This is a genomic window from Telluria sp. AIW5 (assembly GCF_056680575.1).
On record NZ_CM155289.1, the window covers coordinates 2,737,517 to 2,764,499 of the forward strand.

At 66.6% G+C, this 26,983-nt stretch carries 17 protein-coding genes; 9 read left to right on the forward strand and 8 right to left on the reverse strand.

Annotated elements, in window-relative coordinates; genetic code table 11:
- The first annotated feature begins 36 nt into the window (after positions 1-36).
- The 7 genes from AC1MEM_RS12090 to AC1MEM_RS12120 all read left to right on the forward strand — a co-directional run bounded on the left by AC1MEM_RS12090 (position 37) and on the right by AC1MEM_RS12120 (position 13,133).
- Positions 37-1,518, forward strand: a complete 1,482-nt coding sequence (locus tag AC1MEM_RS12090; protein WP_499477496.1) for a sodium:solute symporter — start codon at positions 37-39, stop codon at positions 1,516-1,518.
- Positions 1,519-1,543: 25 nt separating this feature from the next.
- Positions 1,544-3,400 (forward strand): signal peptide peptidase SppA, encoded by a 1,857-nt coding sequence (gene sppA, locus AC1MEM_RS12095; RefSeq protein WP_499477497.1) that lies wholly within the window; start codon positions 1,544-1,546, stop codon positions 3,398-3,400.
- A 284-nt stretch (positions 3,401-3,684) separates the two neighbouring features.
- The gene (locus AC1MEM_RS12100) at positions 3,685-5,043 is read left to right on the forward strand and encodes an efflux RND transporter periplasmic adaptor subunit (RefSeq protein WP_499477498.1); all 1,359 of its coding nucleotides are present in this window, start codon (positions 3,685-3,687) and stop codon (positions 5,041-5,043) included.
- A 121-nt stretch (positions 5,044-5,164) separates the two neighbouring features.
- Positions 5,165-8,275, forward strand: coding sequence for an efflux RND transporter permease subunit (locus AC1MEM_RS12105; protein ID WP_499477500.1), 3,111 nt, complete (start codon positions 5,165-5,167; stop codon positions 8,273-8,275).
- Complete coding sequence (locus tag AC1MEM_RS12110; protein WP_499477502.1) at positions 8,272-11,502, forward strand: efflux RND transporter permease subunit; 3,231 nt, start codon at positions 8,272-8,274, stop codon at positions 11,500-11,502. The genes AC1MEM_RS12105 and AC1MEM_RS12110 overlap by 4 nt, the downstream gene beginning before the upstream one ends.
- 8 nt (positions 11,503-11,510) lie before the next feature.
- On the forward strand, positions 11,511-12,920 hold the full coding sequence (locus tag AC1MEM_RS12115; protein ID WP_499477504.1) for an efflux transporter outer membrane subunit: 1,410 nt from the start codon (positions 11,511-11,513) through the stop codon (positions 12,918-12,920).
- A 54-nt stretch (positions 12,921-12,974) separates the two neighbouring features.
- Entirely contained in the window at positions 12,975-13,133 is a 159-nt protein-coding gene (locus tag AC1MEM_RS12120; RefSeq protein ID WP_499477506.1) for a hypothetical protein, read from the forward strand.
- 4 nt (positions 13,134-13,137) lie between these two features.
- Here AC1MEM_RS12120 and AC1MEM_RS12125 read toward each other — a convergent pair whose 3' ends face one another.
- Positions 13,138-14,178 carry a bile acid:sodium symporter family protein gene (locus AC1MEM_RS12125; RefSeq protein ID WP_499477507.1) on the reverse strand — a complete coding sequence of 347 codons (1,041 nt, stop codon included), beginning with the start codon at positions 14,176-14,178 and terminating at the stop codon, positions 13,138-13,140.
- A 168-nt stretch (positions 14,179-14,346) separates the two neighbouring features.
- On the opposite strand from AC1MEM_RS12125, the gene AC1MEM_RS12130 reads away from it, so the two are divergent.
- The gene (locus AC1MEM_RS12130; RefSeq protein ID WP_499477509.1) at positions 14,347-15,156 is read left to right on the forward strand and encodes a PEP-CTERM sorting domain-containing protein; all 810 of its coding nucleotides are present in this window, start codon (positions 14,347-14,349) and stop codon (positions 15,154-15,156) included.
- Positions 15,157-15,308: 152 nt separating this feature from the next.
- Positions 15,309-17,456 carry a S46 family peptidase gene (locus tag AC1MEM_RS12135; RefSeq protein WP_499477510.1) on the forward strand — a complete coding sequence of 716 codons (2,148 nt, stop codon included), beginning with the start codon at positions 15,309-15,311 and terminating at the stop codon, positions 17,454-17,456.
- Between the two features lie 92 nt (positions 17,457-17,548).
- Here AC1MEM_RS12135 and AC1MEM_RS12140 read toward each other — a convergent pair whose 3' ends face one another.
- From AC1MEM_RS12140 to AC1MEM_RS12170, 7 genes are all read right to left on the reverse strand, one after another.
- A complete protein-coding gene (locus AC1MEM_RS12140) occupies positions 17,549-18,934 on the reverse strand; it encodes a sensor histidine kinase (RefSeq protein WP_499477512.1) in 1,386 nt (461 codons plus the stop codon).
- Positions 18,931-20,322, reverse strand: a complete 1,392-nt coding sequence (locus AC1MEM_RS12145; protein ID WP_499477514.1) for a sigma-54-dependent transcriptional regulator — start codon at positions 20,320-20,322, stop codon at positions 18,931-18,933. Before AC1MEM_RS12145 ends, AC1MEM_RS12140 begins: the two co-directional genes overlap by 4 nt.
- 19 nt (positions 20,323-20,341) lie before the next feature.
- Positions 20,342-21,550 carry an ABC transporter permease gene (locus AC1MEM_RS12150; protein ID WP_499477515.1) on the reverse strand — a complete coding sequence of 403 codons (1,209 nt, stop codon included), beginning with the start codon at positions 21,548-21,550 and terminating at the stop codon, positions 20,342-20,344.
- The gene (locus AC1MEM_RS12155; RefSeq protein WP_499477516.1) at positions 21,550-22,815 is read right to left on the reverse strand and encodes an ABC transporter permease; all 1,266 of its coding nucleotides are present in this window, start codon (positions 22,813-22,815) and stop codon (positions 21,550-21,552) included. The genes AC1MEM_RS12150 and AC1MEM_RS12155 overlap by 1 nt, the downstream gene beginning before the upstream one ends.
- A gap of 27 nt (positions 22,816-22,842) precedes the next feature.
- The gene (locus tag AC1MEM_RS12160) at positions 22,843-23,505 is read right to left on the reverse strand and encodes an ABC transporter ATP-binding protein (protein WP_499477518.1); all 663 of its coding nucleotides are present in this window, start codon (positions 23,503-23,505) and stop codon (positions 22,843-22,845) included.
- Positions 23,506-23,543: 38 nt separating this feature from the next.
- Positions 23,544-24,791, reverse strand: a complete 1,248-nt coding sequence (locus AC1MEM_RS12165; protein ID WP_499477519.1) for an efflux RND transporter periplasmic adaptor subunit — start codon at positions 24,789-24,791, stop codon at positions 23,544-23,546.
- Between the two features lie 201 nt (positions 24,792-24,992).
- Complete coding sequence (locus tag AC1MEM_RS12170) at positions 24,993-26,951, reverse strand: alpha/beta hydrolase family protein (protein ID WP_499477521.1); 1,959 nt, start codon at positions 26,949-26,951, stop codon at positions 24,993-24,995.
- Positions 26,952-26,983: the final 32 nt, after the last annotated feature.

Below are 26,983 nucleotides of genomic sequence, written 5' to 3' on the forward strand. Positions count from 1 at the left end.
TTGCCGGGCGAAACCTCAACACCCCAACGGAAACACATGTCCCCGGTTCTACTCTTCTGCATCCTCATCGGCTATTTCGCGCTCCTGCTCGGTGTCGCCTGGGCCACCTCCCGCAACGCCAATAACGACAGCTTCTTCATCGGTAACAAGAGCAGCAACTGGATGCTGGTGGCCTTCGGCATGGTCGGCACCACCTTGTCCGGCGCTACTTTTATCAGCGTGCCCGGCGCCGTCGGCAAGGACGCCTTCGGCTATGGCCAGATCCTGATCGGCTATGTCTTCGGCTACATCGCCGTCGCCTTCTTCCTGCTGCCCCTGTACTACCGCCTGAAACTCACCTCCATTTATCATTATCTGGATGTGCGCCTCGGGCGCCGCGCCTACCAGAGCGGGGCGGGCTTCTTCATCGTCTCGCGCCTGCTCGGTTCGACCGCGCGCCTGTATTTAGTGGTGAACATCCTCCAGGCCATCATCCTCGACAGCCTCGGCATCCCGTTCTGGCTCACGACCCTCGTCATCCTGGCCATGATCCTGATGTACACCTACCAGGGCGGCGTCAAGACCATCGTCTGGACCGACACCCTGCAGACGACCTGCATGCTGTTCGGCCTGTTCGCCTGCGTCTGGTTCCTGCTGGATCAACTCGGCATGTCGATTCCGCAAAGCCTGGACGCGATGCGCGCGCAAGGCCTGGCGCGCATCTTCACGATGGACGTCGACAGCCCGAATTTCTTCTGGAAGCAGTTCGTCGCCGGCATCTTCATCGTGCTGACAATGACCGGCATGGACCAGGAAATGATGCAGAAGACGATTTCCGTAAAAACCCTGGCCGACTCGCAGAAGAACCTGTTGAGCCTGACCCTGGTGCTGGTCATCGTGCTGTCCTCCTTCCTGTTCCTTGGCGGTCTTCTCTACCTGTACGCGCCCTTGGCGGGCGTGACGGCGAGCGGCGACAAGATCTTCCCGGCGGTCGTGATGGGCCATTTGCCGGGCGCGGTGCAGATTATCTTCCTGATCGCGCTGGTCTCGGCGCTGTTCCCGAGCGCCGACGGCGCCATCACGGCGCTGACCTCGACCTTCTGCATCGACCTCCTCGGCATCAAGCGCCGCGCAGACCTTGATGTAGCGGGCCAGGAAAGCCTGCGCCGCCGCGTCCACCTGGGCTTTGCGCTGCTGTTCCTGGTGCTGGTGCTGGGCTTCAAGGCGGTCGACGAGCCGAGCATGATCGGCGTGATCCTCAAACTCGCGGCCTATACCTATGGCCCGCTGCTCGGCCTGTTCGCCTTCGGCATGCTGACCAGGCGCACGCTGACCGACAGGCTGGTGCCCTTCGTGACCGTCGGCGCGCCGGTTCTTTGCGCGATTCTTGAGTTCTATCAGCAATATTTGCTCGGCAGCTACCGGCTGGGACTTGAACTGTTGATGGTCAATGGCATACTCGTATTCGCCGGCCTGTTTGCGATTTCGCATAAAGAGTCCGCGAACAAAATCACCGTGCCGTCTGACCAACTCGCCTGACCTTCCCCTTTTTAGCGGAGTTCCGATGTCCCTCAAGCCCCTGACTTCCCTGCGCCGCGGTTTTGGCATGTTCTGGCGCGGTCTCGACGCCACCCGCCGCTTCGTGCTGAACCTGCTGTTCCTGCTCATCGTGATCGCCCTGCTCGTGGCGATCTTCGGCGGCGGCGCCAAGCCGCTGGCCTCGAAAACGGCGCTGGTGCTGGACCTGCGCGGCGACCTGGTCGAAGAACACAGCGGCGGCCTGCGCGACGCGCTGCTGGCCAATGTCGGCGGCGAGGTGCGCCGCACGGTCGAATTGCGCGACCTGCTGGTCGTGCTCGACGCCGCCGCCAAGGACAAGCACATCGGCAGCGTGCTGCTGATGCTCGACGAACTCGACGGTGGCGGCCTGGCCATGCTGCACGAGGCGGGCGCGGCGATCGACCGCGTCAAGGCGGCCGGCAAACCGGTCGTCGCCTGGGGCGGCAGCTTCGACCAGAAGCGCTATTTGCTGGCATCCCACGCCAGCGAAGTGTATGTGCACCCGATGGGCATGGTCATGATCGAAGGCTTCGGCCGGCGCCGCAATTACTACCGCGACGCGCTCGACAAACTCGGCGTGACGGTCAACCTGATGAAGGTCGGCACCTATAAAAGCTTCGCCGAACCGTATATCGCCAACGGCCCGTCGCAGGCCGCGCTCGAGGCCGACACTTTCCTGTACGGCGCGCTGTGGAAGGATTACACGGCCGCCGTCGAGAAGAACCGCAAGCTGGCGCCGGGCGCGGTCGCACGCGGCATCGAGCAGCTGCCGCAGCTGATGGACGCCGCCGGCGGCAATGCGGCGCAAGTGGCCCTCGGCCAGAAGCTGGTGGATGGCATCAAGACCCGCGACGAAGTGCGCGCGATGATGGTCAAACGCGGCGCGTACGACGAGTCGGTCAAGAGCTTCCGCCAGGTCTCGTTTGGCGACTACCTGGCGCGCAATCCGCAAAAGGCCTTTGGCGACGCGGTCGGCGTGATCGTCGCCGCCGGCGAGATCACCGAAGGGCAGGGCGGACCCGGCGTGGTCGGCGGCCTCTCGACGGCCAACATGATCCGCCGCGCACGCGAAGACGATGCGATCAAGGCGCTGGTGCTGCGCGTCGACTCGCCCGGCGGCAGCGCCTACGGGTCGGAACTGATCCGGCGCGAACTGGAACTGACGCGCGCCGCCGGCAAGCCGGTCGTGGTCTCGATGGGCAACGTGGCGGCCTCCGGCGGCTACTGGATTTCGATGGCGGCCGACGAAGTCATCGCCGACCCGTCGACGGTCACCGGCTCGATCGGCGTGTTCGCGATCCTGCCGACGGCCGACAAGGTTGCCGACAAGCTGGGCGTACGCACGGCCGGCGTCACGACGACATGGCTGGCCGACGCCTACAACCCGCTGCGCCCGCTCGACCCGCGCTTCGCCCAGCTGGTCCAGTCCAGCATCAACAATGTGTATCGCGAGTTCACGACGAAAGCCGCCGCTGCGCGCAAGACGACCGCGGCGAAGATCGACGAAGTCGGGCAGGGCCGGGTCTGGACCGGCACGCAAGCGAAGGAACGGGGGCTCGTCGACCGCCTGGGCAGCTATGGCGACGCGCTGCGCTCGGCCGCGAAGCGTGCGGGGATGAAGGACGACTTCCGCGTGGCCTATGTCGAGCGTCCAAGCTCGGGCTTCGAGCGCTTCATGTCGCTGCTCGGCGTCTCCAGCGTGCAGGCCATCAAGATCCAGGTGAAGCTCGGCGTGTTGCCGGATGCATTGCCGGCCGGCGCCGTGGCCGGGGTGGCGAAAGACCTGGGCTGGCTGTCGGAACTTGCCGATGGCAAGAAGCCGTTCGCGGCCGTGACCCACTGCCTGTGCGAGCTGCCATAGCCAACCAAGCTTAAGCCATGTAGCGGATTTGTATCCGCTGTTACGAATTGCAGCGGGCGCCGGATGATTCCGGCGCCCGCTTTTTCATGCATCCGCGTGCTACTCCCTCCTATGGTGTAAAGCGGTGTAAAGAGACCCGCCGCCTGGTCCGTGCGCGCCCGTTTTTGACGCGTTCTCACTCCTGCGCTATGTACGTTACGAAACATATCGCCGCGGCAGGCCGTGCTACATTCCAAGCTACTTTACTTGTGCATTTGTCAGCAAGTCGAACAACAAGGATGAGCATGGATTCCACCGTTTCCCCGAACAAGACCCCGAACGATGACCTGCACCGCAAGAATCGCAGCAATAAGCGCAGCAAAATCGTCGGCGGCATCATCGCCGTGCTGGTCATGGTGGCGTTGGCGGCGCTGGCCTGGCACCTGACCCATCGCGCACCGCAGGGTGGGGGCGCTCCTGGAGCAGCCGGCGCGGGTGCGCGCGGCGGGGCGGGCGGCGGCGGCGGTCCAGGCGGAGGAGGGGGCGGCGGTGGACGCCGCGGCGCACCGGCCACCACGGTCGGCGTGGCGACGGCCGAACAGGTCGACATCCCGGTCACCCTGGAAGCCCTGGGCACGGTGACGCCGGCCGCGATCGCCACCGTGCGGCCGCAGGTGTCCGGCGTCCTCCAGAAGATCAACTTCACCGAAGGCCAGCTGGTCCGCGCCGGCCAGGTGCTGGCGACGATCGATCCGCGCTCGTCCGAAATCGCCCTGCTGCAGGCCACCGGCCAGCGCCAGCGCGACGAAGCCCAGCTGGAAAGCGCGCGCCTGACCCTGTCGCGCTACCGCACACTGCTCGAACAGGACTCCATCGCGCGCCAGGAAGTCGACACCCAGGCGGCCCTGGTCAAGCAGCTGGAAGCCACGGTCAAGACCGACACCGCGGCCGAGAACCTCGGGCGCCTGAATTTGAGCTACACGCAGGTGAAGGCGCCGATCGCGGGCCGCGTCGGCCTGCGCACGGTCGACATCGGCAACCTGGTCGGCAGCGGCGACGCCAACGGCATTGCCGTGATCACCCAGTTCTCGCCGATCGACGTCGAATTCGCCGTGCCGCAGGACCAGGTGCCGGAGCTGCAGGGCCGCATCGCCGGCAACGCGAAGCTGCCCGCGGTTGCACTGGACCGCACGCGCAGCGCCACGCTCGCCACCGGCCGTTTCGCCGCGCTCGACAACCAGGTCGACACCCAGACCGGCACCGTGCGCGCCAAGGCGCGTTTCGAGAACACCGACAACAAGCTGTTCCCGAGCCAGTTCGTCAACCTGCGCCTGCAGGTGCGCACGATCGAGGGCGCCGTCGTGGTGCCGGTGAATGCGCTGCGCCACGGGGCGGACGGCGATTTCGTGTACGTGCTCGATCCGCAGGCGAAGACGGTGGCGCTGCGCAAGGTCACGCGCGGCCAGGCGACCGGGGACAAGGTGCAGGTTGCGACCGGGTTGAAGGCGGGCGAGCAGGTGATTACGGAAGGTGCGGACCGTTTGAAGGATGGCGCGAAGGTGACCTTGCCGGGGGATCGGCCGCAGGGCGCCGGAAGTGCTGGGCGCCAAGGCGCGCAGGGTGAACGTCCGCGCCGCCAGCAGCGCGAGGGAGCAGCGCAATGATCGCGATCGTAGGGTGGGCGCCCCGTGCCCACGCGAACGTCCGCGTCGTGTTACCGATCGAGCGCGGCGAGTACGCAAGCATCCGCGTGGGCACGGGGCGCCCACCCTACGGGGGGCGCCCATGAGCCCGTCCGGCCCCTTCATCCGCCGCCCGGTCGCGACAGCCCTGCTGATGCTGGCGATCGTCCTGGCTGGCATGGTCGGCTACAAATTCCTGCCGCTGTCCGCGCTGCCGCAGGTCGACTTCCCGACCATCCAGGTGCAGACCCTGTACCCCGGCGCCAGCCCGGAAGTCATGGCGCGCACGGTGACGGCGCCGCTCGAACGCCAGTTCGGCCAGATGTCCGGCTTGAGCCGCATGAGTTCCACCAGCGCCGCCGGCGTCTCGATCGTCACGCTGCAGTTCGGCCTCGGCCAGACGCTCGACGTGGCCGAGCAGGAAGTGCAGGCCGCGATCAATGCCGGCGGCTCGCTGCTGCCGGCGGATTTGCCCGCGCCGCCGGTCTACGCCAAGGTCAACCCGGCCGATGCGCCGGTGCTGACCCTGGCCATCACCTCCGACACCGTGCCGCTCACCGAAATCCAGAACCTGGTCAACACCCGCCTGGCCCTGAAGATCAGCCAGGTCTCGGGCGTGGGCCTGGTCTCGCTCTCGGGCGGGCAACGTCCCGCCGTGCGCATCCAGGCCGATACCGAGGCGCTCGCGTCCTACGGCATGGGCCTCGATTCGCTGCGCACCGCGATCACGGCCGCCAACGCCAACAGCGCCAAGGGCAGCTTCGACGGCCCGACCCGCGCCTACGCGATCAACGCCAACGACCAGCTGGTGACGGTCGACGACTATAAAAACCTGATCGTCGCCTACAGGGGGGGCAACGGCAGTGGCGCCCCGGTGCGCCTGGAAAACGTGGCGAAGGTGGTCGACAGCGCCGAGAACGTGCGCCTCGGCGCCTGGGCCAACATGAAGCCGGCGATCATCCTGAACGTGCAGCGCCAGCCCGGCGCGAACGTCATCGCCACGGTGGACGCCATCAAGCAGCGCCTGCCGGAACTGCAGGCCAGCCTGCCGGCGTCCCTGCGCCTGGACGTGCTCTCCGACCGCACCACCGGCATCCGCGCCTCGGTCGAACACGTGCAGATCGAATTGCTGCTGGCCGTGGCGCTGGTGGTGCTGGTGATCTTCGCCTTCCTGCACAGCGTGCGCGCGACCGTCATTGCGAGCCTCGCCGTGCCGATCTCGCTGATCGGCACCTTCGGCGTCATGTACCTGCTCGGCTACAGCCTGAACAACCTGTCGCTGATGGCCCTCACCATCGCAACCGGCTTCGTCGTCGACGACGCCATCGTCATGATCGAGAACATCGCGCGTTATATCGAGGAGGGCGAAAAGCCGATGGCCGCCGCGATAAAAGGCGCGGCGCAGATCGGGTTCACCATTATTTCGCTGACTGTTTCGCTGATCGCGGTGCTGATCCCCTTGCTGTTCATGGGCGATGTCGTCGGGCGCCTGTTCCGCGAATTCGCCGTGACCCTCGCCATCACGATCCTGATTTCGGCCGTGGTCTCGCTGACCCTGGTGCCGATGATGTCGGCGCGCTGGCTGCGCAGCCATGAGGAAGAAAAGCCGGGCCGCCTGGCCGTGAAGACCCAGGCTTTCTTCGACCGTGTGATCCACAAATACGACCGCGGCCTGGACTGGGTGCTGGCGCGCCAGGGCTTGACCTTGATCGTCGCCCTGGCCACGCTGGCGCTGACGGCGCTGCTCTGGGTGGTGATCCCGAAAGGCCTGTTCCCGACCCAGGACACGGGCCAGCTGCAGGCGCGCGTCGAAGCGCGCCAGGCAATTTCGTACGCGCGCATGGCCGAGATGCAGCAGGCCGCGGCGAAGGCGATCCTGGCCGATCCGGCGGTGGAGTCGCTGGCCTCGAACGTTGGCGTCGACGCCGCCAACAACACGATGCTCCACGCCGGCACCATGCTGATCAACCTGAAACGCGACCGCAGCGGCGACCCGGACGAGATCATGACGCGCCTGAAACGCCGCGTCGCCGGCGTGGCGGGCCTGACGCTGTATTTGCAGCCGACCCAGGACCTGACCATCGACGCCGAAAGCGGCCCGACCCAGTACCGCGTGTCGCTCGAAGGCGCCGACAACGCCACCGTGACCGAATGGGCGCGCAAACTGGTCGCGCGCATGGCCGGGCAGAAGCAGCTGCGCAACGTCACCACCGACGCCGGCGCAGTCGGCGCCGCCGCCGTGGTGCACATCGACCGCGACACGGCCTCGCGCCTCGGCATCACGGCCTCGAACATCGACGACGCGCTCTACAGCGCTTTCGGCCAGCGCATCGTCTCCACCATTTTTACGGAAACGAACCAATACCGCGTGATCCTGGAAGCCCAGCAGGACGATGCGATGTCCCTGGCTGCGCTGGGCCGCCTGCAACTGCGCACCAGTTCCGGCGAACCGACGCCGCTGTCGGCGGTGGCGACGATCCGCGAGGAACAGGCGCCGCTGCAGGTGACCCACGTGGCGCAATACCCGGCCACGACGATCGGCTTCGATACCAGTTCGGGCACCTCGCTCGGCCAGGCGGTCGATGCGATCCGCGCGGCGGCTGCCGACATCAAGCTGCCGGCCTCCGTCTCGCTCACCTTCCTCGGCGCCTCGGGTGCATATGAGAACTCGCTGTCGAACCAGCTGTGGCTGATCCTGGCCGCCGTGGTCTGCGTGTACATCGTGCTGGGCGTGCTGTACGAGAGCTACATCCACCCGCTGACCATCCTCTCGACCCTGCCTTCGGCCGGCGTCGGCGCGCTGCTGACGCTCTGGGTCACGGGGCAGGGGCTGGGCGTGATCGGTATCATCGGCATCATCCTCCTGATCGGCATCGTGAAAAAGAACGCGATCATGATGATCGACTTTGCGATCGAGGCCGAGCGCGATGAAGGAAAGTCGCCGGTGGAGGCGATCCGCCAGGCGGCGCTGCTGCGCTTCCGTCCGATCCTGATGACCACTCTTGCCGCGCTTTTTGCAGCAGTTCCGCTGATGTTCGGCTGGGGCGAGGGCGCCGAGTTGCGCCGGCCGCTCGGTCTCGCCATCTTCGGCGGCCTGATCCTCAGCCAGCTGCTCACGCTGTTCACCACGCCGGTGATCTATCTCGCATTCGACCGCCTGTCGACCCGCTGGACGGGCAAAGCCCCGGCCAAGCCGCGTGAGATCAAAGCATGAACCTGTCGAAGCCCTTCGTCCAGCGCCCGATCGCGACCGTCCTCCTGACGCTCGGGCTGGCGCTGGCCGGCATTGCCGCCTTCTTCGTGCTGCCGGTTTCGCCGCTGCCGCAGGTCGACTACCCGACGATTTCGGTGTCGGCATCGCTCCCGGGCGCCAGCCCCGAGACCATGGCCAGCAGCGTCGCGACGCCCCTGGAGAGAAGATTGGGCGTGATCGCCGGCGTCAACGAGATGACCTCGAATTCGGGCAGCGGCTCGACCCGCGTCAGCCTGCAGTTCGACCTGAACCGCAAGATCGATTCGGCCGCGCGCGAAGTGCAGGCCGCCATCAACGCCGCCCGCGCGGATTTGCCGTCCACCTTGCGCAGCAACCCGACCTACCGCAAGGCCAATCCATCGGACGCGCCGGTGGTCATCCTGGCGCTGACCTCGAAAAGCCGTACGCCCGGCCAGATCTACGATGCCGTCTCGAACATCGTCCAGCAGCGCCTGGCCCAGGTGCCGGGCGTGGGCGAAGTCGAGATCGGCGGCGGCTCGCTGCCGGCGGTGCGGGTCGAACTGAATCCCTACTCGCTGAACCGCTACGGTGTCTCGGCCGAGGACGTGCGCGCGGCCATCCAGTCGAGCAATCCGAACCGCCCAAAAGGTGCGATCGAGGGCCACGGCAACCGCCTGCAGATCTATTCGCAGGCCGATACGCCGACCAATGGCCGCAGCGCCGCCGACTACCGCGGCCTGGTCGTCGCCTGGCGCGACGGCGCGGCGATCCGCCTGCAGGACGTGGCCGAGGTCATCGACGGCCCCGAAAACATCAATACGCTCGGCCTGTTCAACGGCGAGCCCGCGGTGATCGTGCTGATCACGCGCCAGCCGGCCGCGAATGTCATCGAAACCGTGGATGGCGTGCGCGCGCTGCTGCCGTCCCTGCAGGCGCAGCTGCCGGGCGACGTGACGCTGCAGGTGGCGTCGGACCGCACCAACTCCATCCGCTCCTCGCTGCGCGAGATCGAATTCACGCTGATGCTCTCGATCCTGCTGGTGGTGCTGGTGGTGAGCGTGTTCCTGCGCAGCGTGCGCGCGACCATCGTGCCGGCCGTCGCCACCATCGTTTCGCTGCTCGGCACCTTCGGCGTGATGTACATGCTGGGCTTCAGCCTGAACAACCTGTCGCTGATGGCGCTGACGGTGGCCACCGGCTTTGTCGTCGACGATGCCATCGTCGTGCTGGAAAACACGGCGCGCCATATCGAAGCCGGCATGGACCGCATGCAGGCGGCGCTGGTCGGCGCGCGGGAGGTCGGATTCACCGTGCTGTCGATCAGCCTGTCGCTGGTGGCCGTCTTCATTCCGCTGCTGTTCATGGGCGGGCAGGTCGGGCGCCTGTTCCGCGAGTTCGCGGTTACCCTGTCCGCCGCGGTGATGATCTCGCTCGTGATTTCGCTGACCACCACGCCGATGATGTGCGCCTGGCTGCTCAAGAAAGGCCACACCATCGAGCGCCCGCCGGGCCGCTTCGCACGCTGGAGCGAAGCGGGCTTCAGTTCGCTGCTGCGCGTCTACGAGCGCTCGCTCGACTGGGCGCTGGGCAGCATGGCGCTGGTGATGCTCATTCTCGTGTTCGTGGTCGGCCTGAACGTCTACCTGTTCTCGGCGGCGCCGAAGGGTTTCTTCCCGCAACAGGACACGGGCCAGATCAGCGGCGGCATCCGCGCCGACCAGAGCATCTCCTTCCAGGCGATGCAGGCCAAGATGCGCCAGCTGGTCAACATCATCAAGCGCGACCCCGCGGTCAACACCGTCGTCGGTTTCACCGGCGGCAGCCGGGCAGGGGGCGGCTTCATGTTCATCGACCTGAAACCGGCGTCGGAGCGCCTTGATAAGGGCCAGGCCGTGATCGCGCGCCTGCGTCCCAAGCTCGCGCGCGTGACCGGCGTGTCGTTGTTCCTGAATCCCGTGCAGGACCTGCGCATGGGCGGGCGCTCCAGCAATTCCACCTACCAGTACACGCTCAAAAGCGACAATGCGGCCGACCTGAAAGCCTGGGCAAGCAAGCTGGCCGACGCGATGAAGCGCCAGCCGCAACTGGTCGACGTCGATACCGACCAGGCCGAGAACGGCGTCGAGATGTATGTGTCGATCGACAAGGCGACGGCCTCTCGCCTGGGCATCAGCACGCGCGACATCGACAATGCGCTGTACAACAACTTCGGCCAGCGCCAGGTCGCCAATATCTACGATGAGCTGAACCAGTACCACGTGATCATGGGCGTGGCGCAGAAGTATGCGCAGACGCCGGAAGCGCTGAAGGACGTGTATGTGCCGGCGAAGCCGACGACGACGACCACCGCCAGCGGCAGCACACCGGCGCCGGCCTCGACCCTGGCGGCCACGCGCGATGCTTCCGGCGGCGCGGCCCTGTCCGGCAAGGCCACGACCATGGTGCCGCTGTCCGCCATCGCCAGCTTCGCCGAAAGCTCGACGCCCACGTCGGTCAACCACCAGGACGGCGAACTGGCGACCACGGTCTCGTTCAACCTGGCCGAAGGCGCCAACCTCGAAGACGGCAAGGCGGCCGTGAAACAGGCCGAAGCCGACATCGCCATGCCGTCCAACGTGCGCGGCAGCTTCCAGGGTACGGCGCGCGCGGCCGAGGAATCGAACAAGGAGCAGCCGCTCCTCATCCTGGCCGCGATCGTCGTTATTTATATTGTGCTCGGCATCCTCTACGAAAGCCTGATCCACCCGATCACGGTGCTCTCGACCTTGCCCTCGGCCGGCGTGGGCGCCGTGCTGGCGCTACTGATGTTCAACATGGAGTTCTCGATCATCGCGCTCATTGGCGTGTTCCTCCTGATCGGCATCGTCAAGAAGAACGCGATCCTGATCATCGACTTCGCGCTCGAGCTCGAACGCTCGAAGGGCGTCTCCGCTTTGGAGGCGGTGCGCGAGGCCTGCCTGCTGCGCTTCCGCCCGATCCTGATGACGACCCTCGCCGCGGCGCTCGGCGCGCTGCCGCTGGCGATCGGCTTTGGCGAAGGGTCCGAATTGCGCCAGCCGCTGGGCATCGCCGTCATCGGCGGCCTGATCGCCAGCCAGTTGCTGACCCTGCTCACCACCCCGGTCGTGTATGTCCTGCTCGACAAACTGCGCCGGCCGACGACGGGCGAACGCGAACTGGCGCGCCATCCGGTCGAGGACGAGGCCGTGCCCTCCATTTCACGATGAGACTTTTTATGCAGAAAACGACGACCTTCCGACTGACCATGCTGGCCCTCAGCGTAACCCTGGCCAGCCTCGCCGGCTGTGCGGTCGGCCCCGCCTACCAGCGCCCGAGCACGCCCGAACCTGTCGCGTTCAAGGAGCTCGCGGGCTGGGTGCCGGCGGCACCAGGCGACGCGCTCGAGCGCGGGCCCTGGTGGCAGCTGTTCGGCGACCCGACCCTCGATGCACTGGTCGCCGGCGTCGAGGTCTCGAACCAGAACGTGGCCGCCGCCGCCGCCAACTACGCGGCGGCGCGCGCCGCGGTGCAGCAGGAGCGCGCCGCCTTGTTCCCGACGGTGTCGCTGAACGTCTCCGGCGACCGTTCCGGCGTGCGCGGGCAGGGGGGCGACAGCAGCTATCGCCTGAACCTGGGCGGCAGCTGGGAACCGGATGTCTGGGGGCGCCTGCGCGCCGGCGTCACCGGCGCCCAGGCCGGCGCCGAGGCCAGCGCCGCGGATCTCGCCAGCGCGCGCTTGTCGAGCCAGGGCGAGCTGGCGTCGAACTACTTCACGATCCGCGCCCTCGACGCCCAGCGGGCGCTGCTCGATCGGACGATCGCGGGCTATGAGCGCGAACTCCAGATCACGCAGAACCGCTTCAACGTCGGCATCGCCGCCCGCACCGACGTGCTGCAGGCGCAAACGCAGCTGGCCAGCGCGAGGAGCGATGCGTTGACGCTGACGCGCCAGCGCGCGCAGTTCGAGCACGCCATCGCGATCCTGGTCGGCAAGGCGCCGAGCGAGTTCGGGCTGGCGCCCGTTCTTGATTGGCGCGTGACGGTGCCCGAGGTGCCCGTCGGCGTGCCGGCCACGCTGCTGCAGCGCCGCCCGGACATCGCGGCCGCCGAACGCGCCGTCGCCGCCGCCAACGCGGACATCGGCATCGCGCGCGCGGCCTACTTCCCCAATATCGGTTTATCGGGCTCGCTCGGCACCGGCGGCAGCCGCGTGGGCGACCTGTTCTCGCTCTCGAACGCGGCCTGGTCCTTCGGCCTGTCGGCGGCCCAGTCGATCTTCAACGCCGGCGCCACGCGGGCAGCCGTCGCGGGCGCGGAAGCGCGCCACCAGGCCGCCGTCGCGCGTTACCGCCAGACGGTCTTGACCGCCTTCGGCGACGTCGAAGACCAGCTGAGCGCCACCCGCGTGCTGGCCCAGCAGCAGGAACTGCGGCGCCAGGCCTCGGCAGCGGCCGACCTGGTCGAGCAGCAGATCATGAACCGCTATCGGGCGGGGCAGGTGGGTTATACGGACGTGGTGCAGGCCCAGGTCACGGCCCTCAACGCGCGCCGTTCGCTGGTGCAGGTGCAAAGCGACCGCCAGACGGTGGCGGTCGCCCTGATCCAGTCCCTCGGTGGCGGCTGGCATGCGGGTGCCCAGCCTTGAAGAACCGGCGTTCGGCCCCAGCTTGGATGTTCAATTACTCGAGCCGGGTCCGCCATGTTCTTCTTTCGTCATCCGAAACCCGTCGTCGACGGGCGCGCAGTCGCCGTGCAGGTCGTGCAGCAGAAGGACGCGCAGGCCGTCTCGCGCACGCTGCTGATCGTGGAGACGCCGCCGTCGCCGGCGCCGGCGCCGGACGAGAAGAAAGAACCGTGAGCCGTTAGCGCGACAGGTCCGCGGCCGTCTCCGCTGCTTCCACCGGCTCGGCTTCCCGCCGCGCCCACTTCTGCGCCATCACCGCGCACACCATCAGCTGGATCTGGTGAAACAGCATCAGCGGCAGGATGACCATCCCCAGCGCCGACGGCGCGAACAGCACCTTGGCCATCGGCACGCCGCTGGCCAGGCTTTTCTTCGAGCCGCAGAACACGATCGTGATCTCGTCCTCTTTTGAAAAGCCGAGCCGGCGGCTGGTCCAGGCGGACAGGCCCAGGGCGATCGCCAGCATCACGCAGGACAGCACGGTCAGTACCACCAGCGCGGTACCCGAGATGTGCTGCCACAGGCCTTCGTTGACGGACTCGGAAAACGCCATGTACACCACCAGCAGGATCGAACCCTGGTCGACATAGCGCAGCACCGGTTTGTGGCGGTCGATGAAGGCGCCGATCCAGGGCCGTAGCAGCTGGCCGGCGATGAAGGGCAATAGCAGCTGCTCGACGATCTTCCAGATCTGCGCGAGGCCCGAGCCGCCGCCTGCCTGGGCACCCTGCACCACCAGCGTGCCGACGAGTAAAGGCGTGAGGAAGATGCCGAGGAAGTTCGAGGCCGTCGCGCTGCACACGGCCGCCGCCACGTTCCCGCGCGCCAGCGCCGTGAAGGCGATCGAGGACTGCACGGTCGAGGGCAGCACGCACAGGAACAGGATGCCCATCGTCAGTTCGGGCGTGAGCAGCCTCAGTGCCAGCGGTTTGAATAGCAGTCCCATCAACGGAAACATGACGAAGGTGGCGGCCAGTACCAGCAGGTGCAGGCGCCAATGCGTCAGGCCCGCGACCAGCGCTTCGCGCGAGAGCTTGGCACCGTGCAGGAAGAACAGCAGGCCGATGGCCAGCGTGGTGATCTTGTCCAGCACGAGGCCGGCCTGACCGCTGGCCGGCAGCACGCTCGCCACCAGGACCATGACCATCAGGCCGACGGTGAAGGCGTCGAGCGCGAGGCGGCGCAGGAGGGTGGAGAAGGAAGTAGTGATGCGTCCCATGGTATCGATCGAAGCGGCGGCAAGACAGCCATTCTAGCTGGATAGGCGGGAATGTGTTGTTGGCAATAGACGTTGCCCGTTAAATTTTCATAAGTGCAACTATTAGTGATAGCCTGAAACCTTTCGGTAGTACATAATTCAAACAATTCATTTACCAGGGACCTGACCATGACCACGCTGCTTCGCGCCATCCTGATCGCCGCTGCCACTGCCAGCGCGGCCTCCGCTCAGGCCACGACCATCACGGTCACGCCGGACGATATGGCCGTCGCATCCAACCACTGGTTCGTCAACAATGTGCACGAGAGCAGTAGCGCGGCCATCAGCAACACCAATGCACGCAGCGGTAACGGTTCGGTCGAGATGTCGCTGGCAAACGGCAACGGCAAGGCCGACTATGTCTACAGCTGGGGCTTTGTCGAAGGGCGCACCCTGGGCAACCTGGATGCGCTGAGCTATGACTGGTTCCGCAGCAGCGGCGGGACCGCCGCCGCGCACCTGCAGCCGGCACTGCGCCTGAGCTACGACGCGGACGGCGACGCCGCCACGACCCTCGACCACGGCTACCTGGTCTGGGAACAGGTCTACAACGGCGGCGGCATGGTCGAAGACCGCTGGACGACGAGCGATGTCCTGGGCGGGAACTTCTGGATGCGCCAGTTCAGCCCGGGGAACACGGTCGAACAGTACGATGTGTCGCTGGCCGAGTGGATCGATGGCCCGCGTCCAGGCGCGCCGGCCGATGTGCTGGGCGCGAACACCGCCATCCTCGGCCTCGAATTCGGCATCGGCTCCGGTTGGAACGGCAGCTTCACCGGCTACGTCGACAATGTCAGCGTCGGCTTCAAGGGGCAGGGCACGACTACCTGGAACTTCGAGACGCGCGGCAGCGACGTGCCGGAGCCGGGCAGCTTCGCGCTGCTGGGCCTGGGCCTGGTGGCGGTCGCCGCCGCGGCACGCAAACGCAGGCAGGCCTGAGTTTTTCCTCGCCGATTCCGGGCCGGCGGCATGCGTGCGGGCCGGCCGGAACGCATACCTGAACTTATATATTGACGGCAAAAAATCGTTTTCTCGCGATTGGCAACCGGGCTATACTCGCCGCTTGATTTTCTCATCATCAGGGGCCTGCCTTGTTCAAATCGATCGTTCTTCCTGTTGTTCTCCTGGGCGTCGCGGCCAATGCCGCCGCCGACGAAGGCCAGTGGCAGCCGCACCAGCTGCCGCAGCTGAAATCCGAACTGAAACGCATCGGCATCACCATGCCGGCCGAGAAGCTGGCCGACCTGTCGAAGCATCCGATGAGCGCGATCGTCTCGCTGGGCGGCTGCTCGGCCTCGTTCGTCTCACCCGACGGCCTGGTGGTCACCAACCACCACTGCGGCTATGGCGCCGTCCAGCGCAACTCGACCCCGGAAAAGAACTACATCGTCAACGGCTTCCTGGCCAAAACGCGCGCCGAAGAACTGCCGGGCGGTCCGAGCACGCTGGTCTACGTGACCGAGAAGGTCGAGAACGTCACCAGCCGCGTGCTGAAGGACCTGGACCCGAACCTGAGCGGCCGCCAGCGCAACGAAGCCATTTCGGCGCGCGTGAAAGCCCTGATCGCCGAGTGCGAGAGCGACAAGGCCTACCGCTGCTCGGTGCCGGCCTTCCACCGCGGCCTCGAGTACTACCGCATCAAGCAGCTGATGATCCGCGACGTGCGCTTGGTGTATGCGCCGTCGGACATGATCGGCAACTTCGGCGGTGACATCGACAACTATGAATGGCCGCGCCAGACCGGCGATTTTTCCTTCCTGCGCGCCTACGTCGGCCCGGATGGCCGCCCGGCCGACCCGTCGCCGAACAACGTGCCCTATAAATCGAAGGATTTCCTCGTCGTCTCGGCGGAAGGCCTGAAGAACGGCGATCCGATCCTGCTGGCCGGCTATCCGGGCCGCACCAGCCGCTACAAGCTGCCATCGGAAATCCGCTTCGCGCGCGACACCGATTTCCCGGCCAAGGCGGCCACCATCACCGCCGACCTGGCCGTGATCGCCGAAGCGACCAAGGGCAACCCGGCCTGGGACGTGCGCTACGCCAGCGTCGCGAAAAGCCTGAACAACGTGCTGAAAAAGACGCAAGGCCTGATGGACGGCTTCGCGCGCAAGGACGTCGCCGCGATCAAGGACGTGCAGGATGCCGAGTTCCGCGCCTGGTATGCACGCAACGGAAACGGTATCGGGAGCGGACCGAAGCTGCTGGCGGACCTCGATGCCGTGATCGCCGCCGACATGGCGCTCTCGCGCGAAGAGGCTGCGTACGCCGAAGCCACGCACAGCGACCTGCTCAAAAGCGCGCGCCTCCTGTACCGCCTGGCGCAGGAACGCCAGAAGCCGGACGCCCAGCGCGATGCCGGCTACCAGGAACGCGACCTGTCGTTCATCAAGGCGCGCCTGACCCGCCTCGAGCAATCGTTCGTCGCCAGCGTCGACCAGGCGCGCTACGCCGCGGCGCTGAACCGCTACGCGAAGATCGACACGCAGCTGCGCCCGCAGGGCCTGGACGCGCTGCTGCCGAACGCGAACAGCCTGGACGCGCTGTACAAGTCGACCGAACTGGCCGATACCTCCAAACGCCTGGCGTGGGTTGGCAAGGATGCCAGCGCTTTCCAGCAGTCGAACGATCCATTCATCCAGCTCGCGGTGCGCCTGAACGATGTCGCCACCAGGCTCGACGAGCGGCGCAAGGAAGTCGACGGCAACCTCGACCGCACGATTCCGCAGTACATGGCGGCCGTGATCGCGTATAAAAAATCGCAGGGCAAACCGGTCTACCCGGACGCGAATTCGACGCTGCGCGTGACCTTCGGTACCGTGTCGCCGTATTCGCCGCGCGACGGCCTGGTCAAGGGTCCGTTCTCGACCGTCGAGGGCATCGTCGAGAAGGCGACCGGCAAGGAGCCGTTCCTGGTGCCGGCGGCGCTGAGCGAAGCGGTGAGGGCGAAGCGCTATGGCGTGTTCAAGGATCCGGTGCTGGGCACCGTGCCGGTGAACTTCCTGTCGAGCGCGGACACGACCGGCGGCAATTCCGGTTCGGCCGTGATGAACAAGCGCGGTGAGCTGGTGGGCCTGAACTTCGACTCCACCTACGAGTCGATCACCAAGGACTGGTACTTCGACACCGCAATCACGCGCGCGATCCACGTCGACATCCGCTACATGCTGTGGGTGATGAAGGAAGTCGACCATGCCGACAACCTGTTGAAGGAAATGACGATCAAGTATCCGAAGAAGTAAAGCGGGTATGCGTTCGTGAAGAACCGCGGCCGGAGCGATCCGGGCCGCGGTTTTTTTATGCGGTTGTAGGGTGGGCGGGTTTCCCGCCCACCCTACGCGAACCGGATCTCGAAACGTGTCTCGCCATTCCCCGTCGCGGCCAGCGTATAGGGGAAACCATGCCGGTTCAGCACCTCGCGCACGAACATCAGGCCAATGCCCTGGCCACCGCGCTTGGTCGTGAAGAAGGGCGTGAACAGCCGGCGCGGGGCGACTTCGCCGAGCAGGCCGGCCGAGTCGATCACCGCCAGCACCGCCTCGTCACCCTGCGCCTCGAGCGACACATGCACGTGGCCGCCCGCCACACCCAGCGCCTGGCGCGCGCCCACCGCCTCGATCGCATTCTTGACGATGTTTAGCAGCGCCTGTTCCATCAGCTGCGCATCCATCGCGATCGGCGCGACCTCGTCGCAGCGTTTCCAGCGCAGTTCGATGCCGCGCGCAGCGCAGGCCTCGCGATTGAGCCAGAGGATGTCGTCGACGGTTCCGCGCAGGCTGGCCGGGCGCAACTCGGGTTCCGGCATCTTGACCACGCGGGTAAACCGGTCGATGAACTCGCCCAGGCTGACGTTACGGCGCCGCACCGCATCGACCGCCGTCGAGAAATCGCCGGCGTCATCCTGCGTTAACTGGCTCCGATAGAACAGCAGCGAATCGAGCACCGAGCGGGTCGCGGCCACCGTGTTGTTGACCTCGTGCGCCAGCACCCGCACCAGCTTGGCGTAGGTGGCGCGTTCCGAGTCTTCCAGTTCCGCGGTCAGTTCCTCCACGAACAGGAAGTGGCGCGCGAAGCCGCGGTCGTAGAACTGGCCGCGCTGGGCGCGGTAGCGGCGGCCGTCGAGGTCCGTCAGCAGGCGGCTTTCCAGGGGCGCCAGCGTGTCGAGCTGGGCGACCAGGTCGCGCGACCGCTCGCGCTCGCGCGGCGCCATGATTGCGTCAGGCGCCGCATCCTTGGCCAGCAAGCCGGCCAGCGACTTGCCGTGCGGCCGCTCCAGCCCGAGCAGACCGCAGGCGCTGGCATTGACCAGGCTGATGGCGCCGTCGAAGTCGAACACCAGCACCGCGCTCGGCGTGGCCTCGAGCAAGCGGTCGAGCAGGCCCTGCTGCTCGCCGGCCATCAGGCGCTCGCGGTGCAGCGCGGCGAGCATCGTGTTGAACATCGCCACCAGCTCGCCCAGCTCGCCGCGCTCGCCGGAAGCGGGCGGCACCAGCCGGTTGGCGTAGTGCTGGTCCTGCAGCAGCTCGTGGAGGCGGCGCGTGTAGTCCAGCGGCTCGAGCGCGCGCCGCGCCAGCCGCCATCCCGCCGCCAGGCTGGCGAGCAGCAGCAGCTCGGCGCCGACGAACAGCAGTGGCTGTGCGGGCAGCAGCAGGAGCGCACAGCCGAACGGCGCCAGGTGCACCGCCAGCAGGTAGGCGCCGAGCCGGCGGTGCAGGCTCACGCGCCTTCCTCGCCGCCCACCTCGCCCAGGCCGTGCCGTTCCAGGCGGCGGTACAGCGCGGTGCGCGACAGGCCGAGCGCCTTGGCCACGCGCGAGATATTGCCGGTGTGCTGGGCCAGCGCCTGCTCGATCATGTGGCGTTCCACCTGTTCCAGCGTCATCCCGTCCACGCCGAGGCGGGCCGCGCCGCCCGCTTCGTCGAGCTGGCCGGCGTTGACGAAATCGGCCTGGGTCAGCTGCGCCTTGTCGACCAGCAGGAGCGTGCGTTCGAGGGTCTGTTTCAGCTGGCGGATATTGCCGGGCCAGGGCTGGGCGGCGAGCCATTCGAGCGCCTGGCCTGTCAGCGAGACCTCGCCCAGGCCATAGCCGGCGGCCACCGTGGCGACGATATGGCGCGCCAGCAGCGCGATATCGCTGCGCCGCTCGCGCAGCGGCGGCAGGCGGATCGTGATCAGGTTCAGGCGGTAGAACAGGTCTTCGCGGAATTCGCCGGCGGCCACCAGTTCGGCCAGTTCCCGGTTGGTGGCCGACACCACGCGCACGTCGGCCTGTTCGCTGCGGCTGGCGCCGACCGGCTGGTAGCGCCCGTCCTGCAGCACGCGCAGCAGTTTCACCTGGTCGCCGCGATTGAGTTCGCCGATCTCGTCGAGGAACAGGGTGCCGCCCTCGGCACTCGCCACATGGCCCTTGCGATCGCTGCGCGCGTCGGTAAAGGCGCCGCGCACGTGGCCGAACAATTCGCTCTCGAACAGGGTCGAGGTGATGGCGCCCATGTTGATCTTGACGATCGCCTGCGCCGCGCGCGGGCTGTTGCGATGGATCGCATCGGCGACGAGCTCCTTGCCGGTGCCGCTCTCGCCCAAAATCAGTACCGGTGCGCGGGTACGGGCGACCTGGCCGACGGTGGCCAGTACCCGCAGCAGCTTCGGATGCTCGCCGACGATGCCGGAAAAATCGAACTGCTCGTCGAGCGCGCGCCGCGACGGCCCGCTGGCGGAAGACGCCAGGTCCAGCGTCGCGCGCACCAGTTCGACCAACTGTGCGTTGTCCCAGGGCTTGGTGAAGAAGTTGGCGGCGCCGGCCTTGATGCCGGCCACCGCCAGCCCGATCGAACCCCAGGCCGTCATCAACAACACCGGCAGCGCGGGATGGCGTTCGCGCACCTGGGCCAGCAAGGCCAGGCCTTCCTCGCCGCCGGTCTGCGGCGAGAAGTTCATGTCCTGCAGGACCAGGTCCACGGGTTCGCGCGCGAGCACCTCGAGCGCCTCTGGCGCACTGGCGGCGCGCAGCGGTTCGAATCCGGATTGTTTGAGCAGCAGGGCCAGCGAGACCAGGACCGCGCTATCGTCGTCGACGACGAGGATGCGCGGAGAACGGGAAATGTGCATCGTCAGTTTTTTTATATGTCTATTCGTAATGCAGCGCTTCGGTCGGGGACAGGCGGCTGGCGCGCCACCCCGGGTAGACCGCGCAGAGCAAGGATAGCAGATAGATCACGGCCATCGACAGCATTGCGGCCCCGATGAAGACCTGCCAGTTCAGGTTGTCGCCAAGCGCCCCGGTCAGCGGCAACTGCACCAGCAGGAGCAGGGCGAGCGCGATGGCGATCGAACTGAGCATGAACTGTTCGGCCACGATCTGGCGGTAGATCCCGGCGGCGCTGGCGCCCACCGCGCGCCGCAGCCCAATTTCGGGAATGCGCTGGGTCGTGTTCTGCCACAGCGCGCCGAACAGGCCGAAGGCGACCATCAGCAGCATGAAGGCCGCGATCACGCCGACCACGATCAGCGGGATGATGCGCGACTTCATCATCGAGGCCCGCGTGCTCGTCAGGGGCTCGATCTGGTACGACCAGTCGTTGCGGATCAGTTTCAGGCGTGCGTTCAGGCGCCGTTCGAAATCGCGCGTGGTGCCGGGTTTCACCTTGAGCAGGATGGTGCGTGCGTCCCTGCCGTTCTTGCCCGGCTCGAAGCGGGTGAAAACGAAGTTGACCGGGGCCGCCAGTTCGCCCTTGGCGCGGAAGTCGTCCACCACGCCGACCACGCGGTAGCCTGTTCCCTGCTGCCGGCCGTCGCCGTCGTTGAACTGCTGGCCGAGCGCGCGCTCGCCGGGGAACAGGGCGTCGGCCATGCGGCGGTTGATCACGACCGGCCGTTGCGCGCTGCCGTTGTCGAGCGGCGAAAACCAGCGGCCTTCGGCCACTTGCAGGCCAAGCACCCCGCCCATGCCGTCGTCGGCGTCCATCATTTCGTTGTACACCTTCTTGCCGCCGGTGGCGCCGCCATTGCGGCGCATGTCGCTGGAAATGGTCGACATCGCGAACGGTTCGAAGCTGGCGAAGCCGACGCCCTGTACTTCCGGCAGTTCGGCAAGGCCGCGCCGCAGGTTGTCGTAGACGGTGTCGTCGAAGCGCTTCGTGCGGTCGTCTCCGGCCTGCACCGTCACCGACCAGACGTCGGCCGCGTCGAAACCCAGCGGCATCCGGTACAGCTGCAGGTAACGCAGGCCGAAGGCCGCGACGGCGAATACGATCGCGAACGCCAGCAGGATCTCGAGGCTCAGCATCAGGTTCCTGGACTTGCGTTTCCAGGTCAGTTTCAACAAATGGCGGAACATCAGATGGCTCCCTTCAGGGCGTGGACGGGGTCGAGGCGCGACATCTTCCAGGCGGGCAGCACGCCGGAGAGCAGGCCGAAGACGGTGGCGATCAGCATGCCCCAGCCGAACACGGCCAGGTTCAGGTCGACCTTCAGGTAGGGAATCAGGTCGGCGCTCTCCAGCCAGGCCAGCACGCCTGCGGTGGCGCCCAGGGCAATCAGGCCGCCGGCAAGGCAGAGCAGGACGTTCTCGATCACGAGCTGCACGGCGAGCTGGCTGCTGGTGGCGCCGAAGGCCTTGCGCACGCCGATCTCCGAACGCCGCTCCATGATGCGCCCAAGGTTCAGGTTGACCAGGTTCAGGGCCGGCAGCAGCATGAACAGCACCATCGCCACGACAATCCCGGCCAGCAGCTTGCCGGCGCCGGAGTCGGGCCCGTCGTCGCTGCCCGTGAGGATGCGTGCGAAGAGGTCGAGCTTGCCGTCGGCCCAGAAGCGGACCGTCTTCCACTGCGTCGGATCCTCATGCACCACGCCCTTCGCGATCTGCGCCACCTGCGCCCGGATGCGCGGTAAATCGGCGGGGCGCTCGGCCAGCAGCAGCGCCGTGAACATGCCGGTCAGCTGGTTGCGGTAGTCGCTCGATGCGAAGGTGGAGATCGGCGCCCAGATGTCGGCAAAGGCGTTCAGGTGCATCGCATCCTCGACCACGCCGACCACCTCGAACACCTGGCCGCCGACGTCGATGTGCTGGCCGATCGCCGCGCCCGGGGACCCCGGCGACCCCTGCGGCCCCGGAAACAGGCGCCGCGCACTCGAGGCGTTGAGCACCGCGATCATGCGTCCGGCGGCATCGTCGCCGGCGGTGGGCAAGCGACCGGCGAGCAGGCGAAAGTCGAGTACTTTCCAGTAGTCGGCATCGGCGTGGCGCATCTGCAGCTCGCTCACGTTCGTGCCCTGGTAGACCGAGACCGCCGCGGGCATGGTGACGGCGGCGACGCGTTCGACTCCCGGCATCGGCTTCAGGTATTTGTCGATCAGCTTATAGCCGGGCGGCGTGTGGCTGCGGCTGTTGCCGTTCGGGCTGTCCATGCGCACCATGAACACTTGCAGGAAGCGGTCGCTCTTGCCTTCGACGCCGCTCGGGTGGAAGGCGGTTTCCAGCAGCGAGGCGATCACCATCAGCACGACGAGCGTGAGCACGATGCACAGCAGGTTAATCGACGTAAACAGTTTGCGGCGCATGAAGACCTTCCATGCGGTGAGCAGGTAATTGCGGAACATAAAGGCTCCTCGGCTCAGTGAATTTAATCAAGCGACCAGCTGGCCGTCGAACACGCGCACGATGCGGCTGGTGCGGCGCGCCTCGCGCTCGTCGTGGGTGACCATCACGACCGTCGTGCCTTCCTCGTTCAGTTTCAGGAGGATGTCCATGACTTCCTTGCCCATCTTGCTGTCGAGGTTACCGGTCGGCTCGTCGGCCAGCAGCACCTGCGGCTGGCCGACGATGGCGCGCGCGATCGCCACACGCTGCTGCTGGCCGCCCGAGAGCTGGTTCGGATAGTGGTCCATGCGCGCGCCGAGGCCCACTTTTTCCAGCGCTTCACGTGCCAGGCGGCGCCGTTCGCCGGCCGCCATTTTCCGGTACAGCAGCGGCAGTTCGACGTTGTCGATCACGCGCAAATCGGGAATCAGGTGGAAGCTCTGGAAGATGAAGCCGAAGGTGCTGTTGCGCAGGCTGGCGACCTGCTTGTCGCGGTAGCGCGTGATCGGGATGCCTTCGACTTCGATGCTGCCCTGGCCGGGCCGGTCAAGCAGGCCAATCAGGTTCAGCAAGGTGCTCTTGCCGCAGCCGCTGGGACCCATCATGGCGACGAACTCGCCCTTCTTGACGTGCAGGTCGACGTCTTTCAAGGCCAGGGTTTCCACCTTGTCGGTGCGGTAGGTCTTGCTTACTTTGCTCAGTCGGATCATGTCGGTCCCCTTGTTCGTTGTCGTGGTCGTCGTTGTCGTTAATTGGCGATGCGGATCTTGTCCTGCTGGGCGAAGGCCTTTGTGTCGGAGACGATGAAGCGTTCGCCCGCGCGCGCGCCCGCCACGACTTCCACCAGCTTGCCGTCGCCGCCGCCCAGCTGCAGCGCGGTCTTGCGCGCCACGCCGTCGGCGACCTGGAATGCGGCCTGCTGCCCGCTGCCGTTGAAGGCTGCGCCCGCGTCCAGCACCAGCACCCCCTTCTTTTCCGCGGTGACGATGTTGACGTCGACCCGCATCTTGTTGCGCAGCAGCGGGTTGTGCGGCTGCGCCAGGTCGACCAGCAGTTTCACGGTGCCGTTCTGGATCTCGGGCAGGATCGTGTGCACGCGCCCGGCGATGACGTCGCCGTTCTGCTCGACGCGCACCGGCTGCCCCGGCGCCAGAAGGCGCGCGTGGAAGTCCGACAGCGTTGCCTCGACCCGGTAATTGTTCATTTCGGAGACCCGCGCCAGCAGCAGGCCGGCGCTGACGCTGGCGCCTTCTTCCTGCACCAGGGAAGTGAGCATGCCGGTGAAGGGGGCGCAGACGCGCGCCTGGGCCAGCAGGCGTTCCTGCTGTGCGATCTGCTTTTTCAGGATGTCCTTTTGCAGCCGGGCCGCGTCGACGCTGCCGGCCGTGGCGCGCCGGTTGTCGACGATCTGCTCGCGCTGCTGGCGCAGCTGGATCTCGGTGCGCCTGACGGCCAGCTCCGCGCCCAGCAGGTCTTCGCCCGACACCAGGCCGCTCTGGCGCAGCTTCTGGTTGCGCTCGTGGCGGGCCCTGGCCGACAGCAGGTCGAGTTCGAGCAGTTCGATGCTGCTGGTGAGCTGCTTGTGTTTTTGCTCGTGCTCGACCGCCAGCGCGGCGATGCGGTTTTCCTGCTGCGCCAGCTGCTCCTGCAGCGCGTCCAGTGCGAGGCGGATCTCGCGGTCGTCGAGTTCGAGCAGCAGCTCGCCCTGCGCGACCTGCTGGCCCGGCTTGGCGTGTACCCTGGCCACGCGGCTGGCGGCCGGGCTGGCCACGACTTCCTCATGCACGGGAATCACGACGCCGGCCGCGCTCACGGTGCTGGCGACGTCGCCGCGGCGCACGGTGGAGACGACGATGTCGGCGCCATCCACGCTCGGACGCAGCACGCGGTTCAGGCCCCAGCCGGCGCCGGCGACAGCGGCGAAGAGGAGGGCACCGGCGAGCAGGCGAGTGCGCCGGCGGCGGTCGAGAAAGGCAGGATCGAGGGCTTGGTCCATGATGGCGGTGGCGTTGGTCGTATGCCTCTCTTTGCAAGCATCGTGCCAGCCTCGTGTGCCCCGTACGGAGCGCTTGCAGCGGGTAGTCGTGCCCGGTGCCGGACAATGGTGTCCGGATCCGGGCAGTCCAGCGCCGGCCCGAAAAAAAACCACGGCGTGGGTGCACCGCGGTTCCGGGTTCGACAGGGGCCTGGAGCCGCCTTACTTCGCTGGCGCTTCCTTGCCAATGTTCCTGGCCAGGAAAGCCTCGAGCTTCTGGTAGAAGGCGGTGCGGTTGGCCGTGTCGTAGAAGCCGTGGCGTTCGGTCGGGGCCAGGAACCACTCGGGCGGCCGGCCGACCGCAGTCAGTGCCGCGCGCATCGCATGCGCATGCTCGACCGGGGCAATCTTGTCGTTGCCGCCGTGGACCAGGAACACCGGCACCTTGATCTTCGCCGCCAGCATGGTCGGGGAGATGCGGTCGAGTTCCGCCGGGTCGTCGCCCACATATTTGCGGACCGTGGCGGCCATGACGTCATCCCGGCGGTTGTTTTCCGGCTTGGCCAACAGTTTCAGGTCGTAGACGCCCACATAGCCGACCGCGCACTTGAACAGGGAGGACTCGCGCGCCGCCAGCATCAGCGAGGCATAGGCGCCGAAGCTGGCGCCATAGGCGCAGGCACGGTTACCGTCGACTTCGCCCTGGGCGATCAGCCAGCGCGTGCCGTCCTCGAGATCGTCGAGCACCTTGCCGCCCCATTGGCGGTAGCCCGCCTCCTTGAAATTGACGCCGCGTCCGCCCGAACCCCGGTAATTCACCTGCAGGACCGCATAGCCGCGGCTGGCCAGGAATTGCGCGTCCTCGTCGAAAAACCAGTCGTCGTGAATACCGTGCGGGCCGCCATGCGGCAGCAGGACCAGCGGCAGCCTGGCGCCGGCGGCGTGGACGGGCATCGTGACGAAACCGTGCAGCTCGAGGCCGTCGCGCGCCCTGAAGCTGATCGGGCGGCGCTCGGCCATTTGCTCCGGATCGATCGCTTCCATCGCCGAGAACAGCATGTCGGCCTTCATGGTCGTGCGGTCGAACAGGTAATAGGAGCCGGGATCGCGGTCGCTGCGTACGCTGAACAGGAGCGTCTTTCCATCGTCGCTGAAGTCGATGAAGCGCAGGTCCTGGCCAGGGAACTGCGCGCTCAGCTGCTTGTGCAGCTGGACGTCGGCATTGGTCTCGTCGAAATAGTGCACCTGCGGGATACCCACCGCCGACGCCGCCCCGATCGGCAGCGAATCGCGGGTATAGACGAAGGATCCGGCATCCCCTACCGGATCGGCGAACAGGACTTTGCGCTGGCCCGTTGCGAGGTTCTCGCTGATCAGGCGGTCCGGTTCGCCCTTTGCCGAATGCCGGACGATGAATTCGCGGTCGTCCTCGCTGAACTGGAGCGGCACATAGCGGCGGCCGGTGTCTTTCGCGATCTTGTTCCAGTTGCCGCTGGCCTCGTCGAAGCGGTATTCGACCCCGTGCGACTGCTGGTCGGTACCGAAGGCGAAGCGCGGCAGGCCGTTTTTCTGGAGGACGAAGGTCAGGTCCTGTTCGGGCACGCTGGCAATCAGCTTGCGCGTCGCCCGGACCGAATCGATGTCGTAGAGCATGGTGGTCTTGCCTTGCCACGAACGGCTGGTGACGAACAGGTGGCCGTCACGCTTCGTCGACACGTCCTCGATGTAGCCGAAGGCATGGTCGTCGCCGTAGCGGTCGCCGCGCGAGGAAGACTTCCACATGTCGTGGCCGAAGAGGTACTCCTGCTTGCTGCCATCGAGGTTGGTGGCGACGAGCTCACCGGTTGCGACGGGCGCCTCGCGCGACCCGATCTCGCGCCCCTTGGCGACTACCAGGCGGGTCGGGCTGACCCACTGGTAGCTGACAGGGAGCTCGAACTTCGGGAAGCGCATGGCGCCGGTGATCTTCATGTCCGGCAGCGAATACATCGTCAGCACCGGCACGAAACGGTCGCCATCGGGGACACGCGTGGTGATCGCGATGTGCTTGCCGTCGGGGGCGAGGCGCGGGTTGTAGTATTGGTCCTCGTGCACGAATGCGGCGAGCGGGACAGCTGCCTGGGCAAGGACCGGCAGGGCCGACAGCAAAGCGGCGCAGATGGCCGCAAGATGCAAACGCATGAAACGTCTCCTGATAGTTTTTCTTTGACGAG